Annotated in this window: 11 protein-coding genes and 1 pseudogene; 10 read left to right on the top strand and 2 right to left on the bottom strand. The window is 37.3% G+C overall.

Features of this window, described 5'->3' with window-relative positions:
- Positions 1-86: 86 nt before the first annotated feature.
- The gene (locus A5N88_RS09810; protein ID WP_198160231.1) at positions 87-1,337 is read left to right on the top strand and encodes a benzoate/H(+) symporter BenE family transporter; all 1,251 of its coding nucleotides are present in this window, start codon (positions 87-89) and stop codon (positions 1,335-1,337) included.
- Between the two features lie 1,411 nt (positions 1,338-2,748).
- Positions 2,749-3,738 (top strand): aldo/keto reductase, encoded by a 990-nt coding sequence (locus tag A5N88_RS09805; protein WP_066265284.1) that lies wholly within the window; start codon positions 2,749-2,751, stop codon positions 3,736-3,738.
- An 89-nt stretch (positions 3,739-3,827) separates the two neighbouring features.
- On the opposite strand, the gene A5N88_RS09800 is transcribed toward A5N88_RS09805, so the two are convergent.
- Positions 3,828-4,373: a TetR/AcrR family transcriptional regulator gene (locus A5N88_RS09800; RefSeq protein WP_066265282.1), complete on the bottom strand. Its 546-nt coding sequence runs from the start codon at positions 4,371-4,373 to the stop codon at positions 3,828-3,830.
- A gap of 249 nt (positions 4,374-4,622) precedes the next feature.
- On the opposite strand from A5N88_RS09800, the gene A5N88_RS09795 reads away from it, so the two are divergent.
- From A5N88_RS09795 to A5N88_RS09770, 6 genes and pseudogenes are all read left to right on the top strand, one after another.
- Positions 4,623-5,063 carry a nuclear transport factor 2 family protein gene (locus A5N88_RS09795; protein ID WP_066265280.1) on the top strand — a complete coding sequence of 147 codons (441 nt, stop codon included), beginning with the start codon at positions 4,623-4,625 and terminating at the stop codon, positions 5,061-5,063.
- 116 nt (positions 5,064-5,179) lie between these two features.
- Positions 5,180-6,162, top strand: a pseudogene (locus A5N88_RS09790) (aldo/keto reductase).
- A gap of 114 nt (positions 6,163-6,276) precedes the next feature.
- On the top strand, positions 6,277-6,864 hold the full coding sequence (locus A5N88_RS09785; protein ID WP_066265277.1) for an NAD(P)H-binding protein: 588 nt from the start codon (positions 6,277-6,279) through the stop codon (positions 6,862-6,864).
- Between the two features lie 131 nt (positions 6,865-6,995).
- The gene (locus A5N88_RS09780; RefSeq protein WP_066265275.1) at positions 6,996-7,364 is read left to right on the top strand and encodes a nuclear transport factor 2 family protein; all 369 of its coding nucleotides are present in this window, start codon (positions 6,996-6,998) and stop codon (positions 7,362-7,364) included.
- A gap of 133 nt (positions 7,365-7,497) precedes the next feature.
- On the top strand, positions 7,498-8,343 hold the full coding sequence (locus tag A5N88_RS09775; RefSeq protein ID WP_066265274.1) for an aldo/keto reductase: 846 nt from the start codon (positions 7,498-7,500) through the stop codon (positions 8,341-8,343).
- A 127-nt stretch (positions 8,344-8,470) separates the two neighbouring features.
- Complete coding sequence (locus tag A5N88_RS09770) at positions 8,471-9,436, top strand: aldo/keto reductase (RefSeq protein WP_066265271.1); 966 nt, start codon at positions 8,471-8,473, stop codon at positions 9,434-9,436.
- A gap of 95 nt (positions 9,437-9,531) precedes the next feature.
- Here A5N88_RS09770 and A5N88_RS09765 read toward each other — a convergent pair whose 3' ends face one another.
- Positions 9,532-10,077 carry a TetR/AcrR family transcriptional regulator gene (locus A5N88_RS09765; protein ID WP_066265269.1) on the bottom strand — a complete coding sequence of 182 codons (546 nt, stop codon included), beginning with the start codon at positions 10,075-10,077 and terminating at the stop codon, positions 9,532-9,534.
- A 171-nt stretch (positions 10,078-10,248) separates the two neighbouring features.
- Between A5N88_RS09765 and A5N88_RS09760 the strand changes: the two genes are divergently transcribed.
- Together A5N88_RS09760 and A5N88_RS09755 are read left to right on the top strand one after the other, a co-directional pair.
- Positions 10,249-11,307: an NAD(P)-dependent alcohol dehydrogenase gene (locus A5N88_RS09760; protein ID WP_066265267.1), complete on the top strand. Its 1,059-nt coding sequence runs from the start codon at positions 10,249-10,251 to the stop codon at positions 11,305-11,307.
- Positions 11,308-11,463: 156 nt separating this feature from the next.
- Positions 11,464-12,099, top strand: a complete 636-nt coding sequence (locus A5N88_RS09755; protein WP_232317557.1) for an SDR family oxidoreductase — start codon at positions 11,464-11,466, stop codon at positions 12,097-12,099.
- Positions 12,100-12,217 lie beyond the last annotated feature (118 nt).

The following is a 12,217-nucleotide window of genomic DNA, read 5'->3' as shown; positions in this document are numbered from 1 at the left end:
AATTAAAACGTATAACTTATATACGAAATATATATTTCAATTATAATTTAAAAAGGAGTAAAATGCCAAAGGAGAGGTGATACATCTTGTGGAAAAAAAACATATTCGATTTTCCTCGCTATTTAACGATCGGCAGTTTTTCTAATGGTTTTGTTTCTTGGATATTCGGGGCAACAGGGCCATTGCTTCTAATTTTACAGGCAGCATCCATTGGGCATCTGAATGAAAGCTCCGTCTCTTCATGGATCTTTGGCATTTATGGGATGGGCGGATTATTAACACTGATTTTGTCATTGTATTATCGGCAGCCGATAGGGTTTGCCTTTTCAATCCCGGGGGCCATTCTTGTTGGAAGTTCATTAACTCATCATACTTTAAATGAAGTAGCTGGGGCTTATATTGTGACGGGGGTTATTATTTTAGTACTGGGACTAACTGGCGTGATTAGTGTTCTAATGAAGGTTCTGCCATTACCTATCATGATGGGGATGGTGTCAGGTGTGCTGCTTCCATTTGGAACGGACATGGTCCATGGAGTTATAGATAATCCATTAATCAACGGGATTCCGCTGTTGGTCTTTCTTTTTCTCTCTTTCTTTAAAAATCTGTCGAAAAAAGTGCCGCCTATTTTGGGAGCGATTATCGCATCCGTCATTATGCTTAAAATCTTTCCGATGAAAACACAGGCTGGCGTTTCGTTTTCGATGACGATTCCACATGTAATCTTGCCGTCATTTAATTTATCGACAATGGGAGAGCTGGTACTCCCGCTTGTTTTGACAGTGGTTGCAATTCAAAATGCACAAGGAATTGCTGTTTTGGAAAGTCATGATTACAAGCCGCCCATAAATGCCATGAGTTCCTGGAGCGGGATTGGCTCCATTCTCAATAGCTTTGTTGGCGCGCATCCTGCCTGTATTGCTGGCCCCATGACAGGTATATTAGCAGGAGAGGAATCAGGGCATAAAGAAAATCGTTATACCTCAGCTGTTGTTTTAGGGATATTATCATGTCTTCTAGCTGTATTTGCTCCTGTTGCAGCATCTATTCCACATTTAATCCCTGCATCGCTAATTAAAACACTCGGTGGTTTGGCGATGATTGGAGTACTGATTGATTCTTTGAAAATGAGTTTTTCCCATAATTTTAAAGCCGGTTCATTATTCTCATTTCTTATTACCGTTTCGGGAATTTCCATTTTCCATATTGGTGCACCATTTTGGGGATTATTAGGTGGAACCATCGCCGCTTTTTTCCTGAATAAAAATGATTTTGCAAAAATTACATTTTCTGAGGCTAAAAACAGTGAACCAGATCAAATGGATGAAATTGCATAGGAAGAGGCAGAGGTACGTAATGAAGTGAATATTAGATGAATTTAATAGAATATCGAACAATCTCTTCATCTAATAGAATCTAATACCAATAAAAGGGTCAAGTTTCGGTTATCGAAAAAGAAAGCCCCCTCCTAAATGTTATTCAGACATAAGGAGGGGGCTTTCTTTTGTATCTGGGTATATGCTTTAAAGATACCACCAATATTGCACATTCTTATTATGTTGGAATTTTTTACGATCCTAAGTAGAGAACCGCTTTTTTAGTATATTTTGATTTTAATTCTAACAACCTAGGTCTATTGTATCTTTCAATAAGGATAAAGGAGAGTTTGAACACAGACATTGGCTGGGAAAAATGATAAAGCCATAAGAAAAAATTGCACTTGATTTAACCAATATGCAAGCAAAGTCGGCTGCTGCCATTCCCAAATGCCCCGCTTCTGCATAGAAGGAGTTATAAGAAGTTGTATTTGGCAACGTACTTTAGGTCACTGTACTAACTTTATTAGCACTTGATACTATAACAGACCACCTGCTCACCAATTTGCTAACACGTTTGCTCACATAATTATTTTCCTGAGCTTATTTTATTTAACCAAGTTGGTTTTTCTCACCCCTGAAAAACCTTATTAAATCAAGCTTTCTTACTCTCATTTAATCCAGCTGATCTAGTTTGATTCTGTGACACAAAAATGACAGGGTGGGGGTCGCTGGTTCGAGCCCAGTCAGAATCATACCGAGAGAAAGGCCTGTAGTCCTTGTATATCAGGGGTTACGGGCTTTTTTTATTTTTTCTCGGAGTGCTCAATTTCATGATCAAAAGAGGGTTTGCTCACATTTTGCTCACAAAATTTTTCGATCGCTTCTTGGAAGATATCGGCTATCATTGTCCTGACTTGGAATAAGATGAGGTAGACTTCCAATATGACATTGGGTATCGCTTGCCCGAGAGGATCTGCCCCCAGATCCCGCCATACCTTTACGTTTGTCACTACCCGGGCAGGGGGATCACGATACCAGCCAGTAAGATTACTAACGAAATAATGCTATGGAGCCGTTGTATATTAAAGGTTTCAGCCTTTTCTTTAGGTGTAGACTTTCATTGAGATTCTGCTCACATTTGCTCACGATATGGAGAGGTTATTGCACTTACAGGGCAGTTCAGTTTAAGTGTAAACCTTCACTATATGGTTTTAATTCATATATAAATATACACAGTTGTAGATTTCAATGTAACTAAATTTCCCTTAACCATTCCATTATCCATTGTCACTTTTATTAATAAATGAACATTTTCAATAGATTTGTTCATTAATTAACAGATTTTAATCATTTAACAATTGTAAGTATCAATCTTATTTTTAATACTTATAATGAAAGATTAAAAACATTTGGAAAGTGAGGACTTGCTATGAAGTACACAAAACTTGGGAATACAGGATTAGATGTATCTAGGATTTGTCTTGGATGTATGGGCTTTGGTGATGCGAAACGTTGGTTTCATCCATGGGTAATTGATGAGGATCAAAGTCGACCTGTTATTAAAAAAGCCCTTGAATTAGGTATCAATTTTTTTGATACAGCAAATATTTATTCAATGGGAACCAGCGAGGAAATTCTTGGACGGGCACTTAATGATTTTGCCAATCGGGATGAAATAGCCATTGCAACAAAGGTACATCAACGAATGCACGAAGGTCCTAATGGAGGCGGTCTTTCTAGAAAACACATCATGAGTGAAATCGATAAAAGCCTTAAAAGATTAGGGACCGATTACGTCGATCTTTATATCATCCACCGTTGGGATTACAATACCCCAATTGAAGAAACAATGGAAGCATTGCACGATGTGGTGAAAGCTGGCAAAGCAAGGTATATTGGTGCTTCTGCCATGTACGCATGGCAGTTCCAAAAAGCATTACATGTAGCAGAGAAAAACGGATGGACCAAGTTTGTCTCTATGCAGAACCATTTAAACCTCATATACCGAGAAGAGGAACGAGAGATGTTACCTCTTTGTAAGGAAGAAAAAATCGGGGTGACTCCATACAGTCCTCTCGCATCAGGTAGATTGACTCGTGATTGGTCGGAAACAACGCATCGATCCGCAACCGATAAAACTCAAAAATCCAAATATGGTCCTACTGAAAATACTGACCGTCTTGTTGTGGATCGAGTTGCGGAAATTGCAGAAAAACATGGTGTACCGAGATCGCACATAGCAATTGCTTGGTTACTACAGAAAGAAACAGTAACAGCACCTATTATCGGTGCTACGAAAATTTCCCATCTTGAAGATGCAACTGCTGCTCTTGCGGTTAAATTAACGACTGAAGATGTTGCGTATTTGGAAGAGCCTTATGTTCCGCATCCTGTTGTTGGTGCTTTAAGTTCTAAGTAATAATGTTTCAGTAATCGCTCTGTAAAAAGCGAGGCCCTGATTTCCTTAGATAAAGAAGGAGATCAGGGCTTTTTATGATATTTTTTAAACTATGCGATCCTCTCAATCAAAATACCCACCTGCTCCGCCATGGTTTGAGGTGTATAAGGCATTCCATTCGTGAACCACCATTCCACAATCTCTACATACGCCCCTGCAATAAACCGAAGAGTAACCTCTTCATGTATTCCGTTATTTTTTCCTTCAGTTATATTCATTTCACCCTTTAACCCTTCGATAACAAACTCAAGGAACTGCCTACGGAAAGAAGGAGCTCCTTTACTTCCTAACATTGTTGAAAAGAATAACCAATGACTTTCAAAGTATTCGAACCAAATCAGATTCCCATCTATAAAATCCATATCAGTTGCCGATTCCGCCAATTCCCTTAGTTCGCTGATATGTTCTTCAATGAGCTTATCCAGCAAATCGAATTTATCTAGGTAATGAAGGTAGATGGTTCTTCGGCTAACATTTGCTCTGTCGGAAATTTCTTGTAGCGTAATTTGATCAAAATTTTTTTCTGACATCAGTTCAATAACAGCTTTTTTTATGGCTTCTTGAGATTTAAGTATTCTTCTATCCACCTTAGACATTGTGAGAGTCACCAAACTTTCTAAAAGATAATTAACAATTTTAATTCATTTGTGCACTAATTCACGAATCGAATTTTTTTGACAATTGTAGACATTTTGTTTCTGTTTATAATTATATACAGATGTCACATAATTCATCAATGTGAATTATTGTTGGCATCAAGATAAAGGATAAGAAAATATTTTCTGCTCTTAACTAGTACGCTAGAAATCACAGGAACAGAAATTAATAAATAAGGAGGAACTTCCATGTCATTAGAAAATTCACAAGCAAAAGCAGAATTAAAAGAATTAGTTGATACTTTCTCTAATTTGGCCGATGAAAAAAACATTCCAGGCCAAATGCATTTATTTACCCCTGATACCAAGGTTCAGGTCTACATGGGGGACGATTTATTGTTTGATATTTCAGGCACAAAACAATTGGAAGAAGTATTCACAAGTTTCACGGCTAATGTTAAACGTTCATTTCATATGAACGGACAACAAGTTGTCAAAATTGATGGCGATACTGCAACAGGTATTGCCTACTGCCAAGTTAAATTAGTGAGCGAGGAAGATGGGAAAGAAGTCATCACCGATAGTAGTATCATCTACCACGATGAATATGTGCGTCAGAACGGAACTTGGTTAATAAAGACCCGTATTTCTCACTTTACGATTAATGACAAACGATCAATACAAAGCTAATTTCTTAATTCTCTGGAAGATAAAAACTACAGAACATGGTTAGAATATTCTAGTTATTTGCCAATTTAAATATATCGAAACTAAATATGATGGATAGGATAGTGGAGAACAATTAAATGGAATATGTGAAACTTGGAAATATGGGCTTGGATGTATCTCGGATTTGTCTAGGCTGTATGAGCTTTGGTATAGGAGAACGTGGAGATTTTCCGTGGGCACTTAATGAGGAACAAAGTCGTCCTATGATTAAAAAAGCCCTTGAGTTAGGGATCAACTTTTTTGATACTTCGAATGTTTATTCAGCTGGAACGAGCGAAGAAATTACTGGAAAAATATTAAAAGAATATGCCAATAGGGATGAAATTGTCATCACCTCAAAGGTTTTTTACCCAGTGAATGATCGTCCAAATGGTGCTGGACTTTCCCGAAAGCATATTATGAGTGAAATTGATAAAACCCTTAAAAGACTGGGAACAGATTATGTAGATCTTTATCAGATTCATCGCTGGGATTACAATACACCGATTGAAGAAACGATGGAAGCATTGCATGATGTAGTAAAGGCTGGTAAGGCAAGATATATAGGGGCATCCACGATATTTGCTTGGCAATTCTTAAAGGCACAGAATGTTGCAGAACGTAACGGATGGACCAAATTTGTAACTATGCAGAACCATTACAACCTCTTATACCGAGAGGAAGAGAGGGAGATGCTGCCACTTTGTAAGGAAAATAAAATTGGTGTAATGCAGTGGAGCCCGTTGGCTGCAGGAAGATTGGCACGACCTTGGGGAGAAATGGACGAACGTGCCAAAGTAGATGTTATCGGAAAGGCTATCTATTCCGTAACAGCAGATGCTGATCGTCAAGTTGTTGAACGTCTAACAGAAATTGCAGAAAAACGTGGTGTACCAATGTCACAAATCGCACTTGCATGGTTGCTTCAGAAGGAACAAGTAACAGCTCCGATTGTGGTACAACTGAAATATCCCATATTGAAGATGCTGTAGCAGCTGCTTCTCTTAAATTAACACCTGAAGAGATTGTGTTGCTAGAAGAGCCGTATGTGCCACATCCAGTGCTTGGTATGACTTTCTAATTCATAAGGTTTATTTGAGGCTAGTTGAATAAGGGGAGCCCTCAATAACTTGAGGGATTCTCCAGCAAAAATAAATAAGATGGACGAACATTATAATGAAAGGAAGTTTTAAATATGACTAATGTTTTAATCCTTGGGGCAAACGGTTCACTTGCTCGTGTAGCTATTGATATGCTCCTTGAAGAAACTGATGCACAGTTGACTCTTTATTTACGAAACTCACGCAGACTAAGAAACATCGATACAAATCGTGTGCGAGTAATCGAAGGTGACGTTATGGATATTGAAAAACTAAAAGAAGCAATGATTGGACAAGATGTTGTGTATGCCAATCTTGCAGGTAATCTAGAACAAATGGCAAAAACAATTGTAGGCACAATGTATGCTACGGGTCTTAAACGCCTCATTTGGATTAGCTCAATGGGTATTTATGATGAAGTCCCAGGTGAAAGACATGGTAGTATTTTAAATCCATATCGAAAATCAGCTGGGGTCATTGAAGCCTCAGACCTTGAATATACGATTTTGAGACCAGGGTGGTTTACCAATAAAGATGAAATTGACTATGAGACAACACAAAAAGGCGAACCATTCATAGGGCATGATGTATCACGAAAAAGTATTGCAGATTTGATTGTTAAATTGGCTGTTACACCAGGATTAGAAGTTCGTAGCAGCTTGGGTGTAAATAAACCTGAATAAATCATTTACTGCTGTCTTAATGGAAATTAGTCCTAATTTAAATTTAAAATCAAAAGGCTCTGTTATTAAGTATTTTGGTAGTAAATAACAACGCTTCGGAAATTTCTTATGATGAGGTGGCAAGTACAAATATGAGCGAAGATAAACAAAAAATTCTAGCAGTTTATCAACAAATTGATGATGCAATGGTTAATAAAGCTACTTTAAGCTTGGCTAACATCCTTGATGACAATTATGTACTAGTACACATGACAGGTTATCATCAATCTAAGCAAGAATGGCTTGAACAAATTGATAATGAGCAAATGAAATACTTCCAAATCATGCCCCAAAAAACAACCATCACAATAGATGGTAATACTGCTACTCTCATTTGTGATACTAAAATTGATGCTAGAATTTATGGTTTTAGTAACACGTGGAGTATGAGAATGGAAATGCATTTTGAGAAACGCGAAAACAATTGGGTTCCAGTAAATACTATAGCAACATGTAAATAAATAAGTAAAATTATTACACAATATTACTGAATTTGTGAACTAATAGACAAATCGTGTCCATTTAATCATTGCAACTTCTCAGTTACGTATTAAAATTAGTAGTCAAAGTTAGTAAACATAGGAGGAATTTATGATGGAAACTGTTACTTTATCCAATGGAATTAAGATGCCAATTTTAGGTTTCGGAGTATATCAAATTCCTGACCTTGAAGAATGTGAACGTGTTGTGGGTCAAGCAATTGAAGTGGGGTATCGTTCTATCGATACTGCTCAAGCTTATGGGAATGAAGAGGCTGTTGGGAATGCAGTTTGTAAAAGTGGCATACCCCGTGCGGAATTCTTCATTACAACCAAAGTTTGGATTTCCAATGCTGGCTATGAGAAAGCAAAAGCATCAATAGACGAGTCTTTACGAAAGTTACAAACAGACTACATTGATTTACTGTTGATTCATCAACCATTTAATGATTACTATGGTACTTATCGTGCTATGGAAGAGTATTATAAGGCGGGAAAAATCAAAGCAATTGGTGTAAGTAATTTCTACCCTGACCGTTTCATTGATATTGCTAAGTTTAGTGAAATCCCCCCAATGGTGAACCAGGTCGAAACCCATGTATTTAACCAACAAAAACAAGCTCGAAAAATAATGGAAAAATACGGAACCAAAATTGAGTCTTGGGGACCTTTTGCAGAAGGAAGAAATGATTTCTTTAACAATGAAACTTTAAAAGAGATTGGTGAGCAATATGGTAAAACTGTTGCTCAAGTGGCCCTACGTTATCTCATTCAACGGAATGTTGTTGTCATTCCTAAAACGGTAACGAAAGAACGAATGGTTCAAAATTTTGATGTCTTTGATTTTGCTTTATCAAACGAAGATATGGATAAAATTGCGAAACTAGATCAAGAACAAAGTTTATTCTTCTCACATTACTCTCCTGAAACAGTTGAAATGATAACAGGACTAGTTAGATAAACAATAAAGACTGACGAAAAGGGAGCTAGTAGGGCTTCCTTTTTGAGTATCGACATTTAAAATATGCTATTTGGGGTTATGTGATTTAAATATATGCCAGAAAATGCTTTTTTTGGAGATGAGTAAAATGAAAATGAGAGAATTAGGAAACAGCGGCTTAAGAGTCTCTGCGATTGGTTTAGGTTGTATGGGAATGGATCATGCTTATGGAAAGCCTGCTGATCGTGATGATATGGTCAAATTGATTCGTAGAGCTGTTGAACTAGGCTGTAATTTCTTTGATACTGCTGTTGTTTATGGAGAATCCAATGAAGAATTACTGGGCGAAGCACTTGCACCAGTAAGAGAACAAGTTGTGATTGCGACAAAATTTGGAATCACTGGGACAAAAATTGTAAGTGATCGCCCTCAACATATTTTAAATAGCACACCAGAATCCATTAGAGAACAAGTGGAGGGTTCCTTAAAAAGATTGAAAGTAGATTGCATTGATTTGTATTATCAACATCGTATTGACCCAAATGTAGAACCAGAAGCTGTTGCAGCAACGATGAAAGAATTAATGGCAGAAGGGAAAATTAAAGCATGGGGATTATCGAATGCACCAATTGATTATATGAAACGTGCACATGCTGTTTGTCCGATTGCTGCTATTGAAAATCAATACTCCATGATGTGGCGTGAAACCGAAAAAGGATTATTTGATTTTTGTGAAGAGTTAGGGATTTCATTTGTTGCTTACAGTCCACTAGGAAATGGTTTCCTAAGCGGAAAATATACAAAAGATACAAAATATGAAGAAGGTGACTTTAGAAGCTTCATGGGAAGATTTAAGCCCGAAGTCATTGACCATAACCAAGCGTTATTAAAATTAATTGCAGAAGTTGCTGAAAGCAAAAATGCACCATCTGCTCAAGTTGTATTAGCATGGGAATTAGCTCAAAAACCATTTATTATTCCAATTCCAGGTACTACAAAATTACACCGATTAGAAGAAAACTTAGGTGGAGCCGATATAGAATTAACAATAGAAGAATTAGACAGCCTAAATCGTGCTTTAACTAAAATTGATGTTGATGAAACACACTTCTAATTAAAAATGCACCATAGGCAGATTTCAATTCCTATGGTGTATTTTTTTATCAATAAGTGCTTGGTGCTCTAAGGAACCAGAGGGAAGATAAAATATTATAGATTCCTCTCTAACAAAATTCCAACTTGTTCGGCCATGACTTGAGGTGGATGAGGCATTCCATTCGTGATCCACCATTCCACTATCCCAACATACGAAGTGACAATAAATTGAAGAAGAACATCCTCGTTTAATTCATGGTTCTTTCCTTTTGAGGTATCGACTTCATCTTTGAATTCTTCCACAAGAAACTCTTGGAACTGCCTGCGAAAAGAAGGGGCACCTTTACTCGCTAACATTGTGGAAAAAAATAAATAATGACTTTTGAGGTAATCAAACCATGGCAGATTCGCATCTTTATACTCCATATCAGATGTGGATTCGCAAATTTCTCCCATTTCGTTTATATGCTCCTCAATGAGCTTATCCAATAGGTCAAATTTATCCAAGTAATGAAGATAAATAGTTCCTCGGCTAACATCTGCCCTATCAGAAATATCCTGTATCGTGATGTCATCAAAACTTTTTTCTGACATCAGTTCAATAAGGGCTTTTTTTATTGCTTCTTGGCTTTTAGCTATTCTTCTATCTATTTTAGGCATTGTGATTTCACCAAACTTTCCTTAAAGATAATTAACAAGTTTTATGGATTTGTTCAGTATTAAACAAATCCTATTTAATTAACCATTGTAAACATTTTATACACATTTATAATTATAGACAGATGTACATTAAAATATCAATGTTAATTAGAAAGGTTTGTGTTGTGTCTTATGTGTAATCATCAAAATAAAATTATCACACGCGTATTAAGTGTTCCGAATGCAAAAGCCCCTTTTGAAAAAACGACAATTGAACGGAGAGATTTACGGCCAGATGATGTTTTAATCGATATAAAATATTGTGGTATCTGCCATTCTGATATTCATAACGCGCACAATGATTTTGGCAGTGGTGTCTTTCCGATGGTTCCAGGCCATGAAATTGCAGGTGTTGTGACGGCTGTAGGATCCGCAGTTACAAAATTTGCTGTTGGTGACCGTGTTGGCGTCGGTTGCTTTGTTGACTCCTGTGGAGAATGTGAATTCTGCCTTAAAGGTGAAGAGCAATTCTGTAAAAAAGGTGTTGTGGTGGTATTTAATTCAATAGGCTACGACGGTGATTTAACATATGGTGGATATAGCCAAAAAATTGTTGTAAAGGATAAGTTTGTTGTCCGTATTCCAGACGGACTAGATCTTGCTGTAGCAAGCCCATTACTTTGTGCAGGCATCACTACGTACTCTCCATTAAAACATTGGAACGTCGGACCAGGTAAGAAGGTTGCGATTGTGGGAATGGGAGGACTTGGCCACATAGCAGTGCAATTTGCCCATGCTTTGGGTGCTGAAGTTACTGTGCTAAGTCAAACTATGAATAAAAAAGAAGAAGCCTTTGGCTTTGGAGCAGACCATTATTTCGCAACCGGTGATCCTGCTACGTTTAGTGAGTTGGCTGGTCAATTTGATCTTATTTTAAACACAGTATCTGCGAATATCGACGTAGATGCCTATCTATCAACTCTTAACGTAGATGGAACACTTGTAAATGTAGGTTTACCAAACAAACCAGATCAGTACAATGTCTTCTCCCTATTCGCTGGCCGCCGCAGCATTGCTGCTTCTAACGTTGGTGGAATTAGGGAAACTCAAGAGATGCTCGATTACGCCGCACAAAATGGGATTGCTCCTATGATTGAAGTAATCGGTGTTGACCAAGTTGACGAAGCATATGAGCGAATTCTTCGCAGTGATGTACGTTATCGATTCGTTATTGATATTGCTACATTATAAAAATTGCTTATGCCATTGAGGAAATATCTGATGTGGCTATTAATGAAATGATTATTCTTCCGACGATTCAAGAGATAAAAAAATTTATAGGAGTTGCGTGTTTTAAGGCAACTCCTTCATTACTTAATATTGAGGAGCAAAGGAGAAGAATATATTTTGAATGTATTAATTTTGGGTGCAAATGGCCAAGTCGCACGTCTTGCTACCGATCTATTTTTAAAAGAAACAGATGCTCAGTTGACGCTTTACCTGCGCAAATCAAAAAGATTAAAAATTGTTGAGCCAAGTAGAGAGCGTGTTATTGAAGGTGATGTCAATGATCCTGTTAAGTTAAAGGAAGCGATGGTAGGACAGGATGTTGTATACGCTAATCTGGGTGGCTCAGATATAGTTGAGAAAACCGAAAATGTAGTAAAAGCAATGAAGGCTGCTGGTGTTAAAAGAGGAATATTTATCAATATTTTAGGTATTTATGATGAGGTACCTGGAAAGTTCGGGGAATGGAACAAGCGCATGGTTGGCAGCGGGATGGATAGCTGGTGTAAATCAGCCAGTATTATTGAGAACTCAGATCTTGAGTATACTATTTTAAGATGTACCTGGTTCACGAATAAAGAGGAAATAGCATACGAATTAACGGAAAAGGGTGAACCACTCGTGGGAACGGAGATTTCTCGTAAAAGTATCGCCGCAGTAGTAGTTAAATTGGCTGAAACTACTGACTGGGGTATTCGGCAAAGCTGGGGAATTAGCAAACCCAACACTAAAGGCGATAAGCCTGCTTTCTACTAAATAATCATTTGATAAACAAAAAGCTGACTGAAAGCATAAATGAAAAAATTTGAATTAGAATTTTAGGTTCACCATTTAACTCTAATGATTAATTTTAAGCTCGAAAGGAAGGTATTAG

Source organism: Heyndrickxia acidicola, assembly GCF_001636425.1.
Classification (GTDB): Bacteria; Bacillota; Bacilli; order Bacillales; family Bacillaceae_C; genus Bacillus_AE; species Bacillus_AE acidicola.
This window is presented reverse-complemented; position numbering and strand designations above follow the sequence as displayed.

Bases quoted from the DNA above. Each gene is read 5' to 3' on its own strand.
- A5N88_RS09760 (WP_066265267.1), top strand. From the start codon at position 10,249: ATGTGTAATCATCAAAATAAAATTATCACACGCGTATTAAGTGTTCCG.
- A5N88_RS09775 (WP_066265274.1), top strand. From the start codon at position 7,498: ATGGAAACTGTTACTTTATCCAATGGAATTAAGATGCCAATTTTAGGT.
- A5N88_RS09765 (WP_066265269.1), bottom strand. From the start codon at position 10,077: ATGCCTAAAATAGATAGAAGAATAGCTAAAAGCCAAGAAGCAATAAAA.
- A5N88_RS09785 (WP_066265277.1), top strand. From the start codon at position 6,277: ATGACTAATGTTTTAATCCTTGGGGCAAACGGTTCACTTGCTCGTGTA.
- A5N88_RS09800 (WP_066265282.1), bottom strand. From the start codon at position 4,373: ATGTCTAAGGTGGATAGAAGAATACTTAAATCTCAAGAAGCCATAAAA.
- A5N88_RS09795 (WP_066265280.1), top strand. From the start codon at position 4,623: ATGTCATTAGAAAATTCACAAGCAAAAGCAGAATTAAAAGAATTAGTT.
- A5N88_RS09780 (WP_066265275.1), top strand. From the start codon at position 6,996: ATGAGCGAAGATAAACAAAAAATTCTAGCAGTTTATCAACAAATTGAT.
- A5N88_RS09805 (WP_066265284.1), top strand. From the start codon at position 2,749: ATGAAGTACACAAAACTTGGGAATACAGGATTAGATGTATCTAGGATT.
- A5N88_RS09770 (WP_066265271.1), top strand. From the start codon at position 8,471: ATGAAAATGAGAGAATTAGGAAACAGCGGCTTAAGAGTCTCTGCGATT.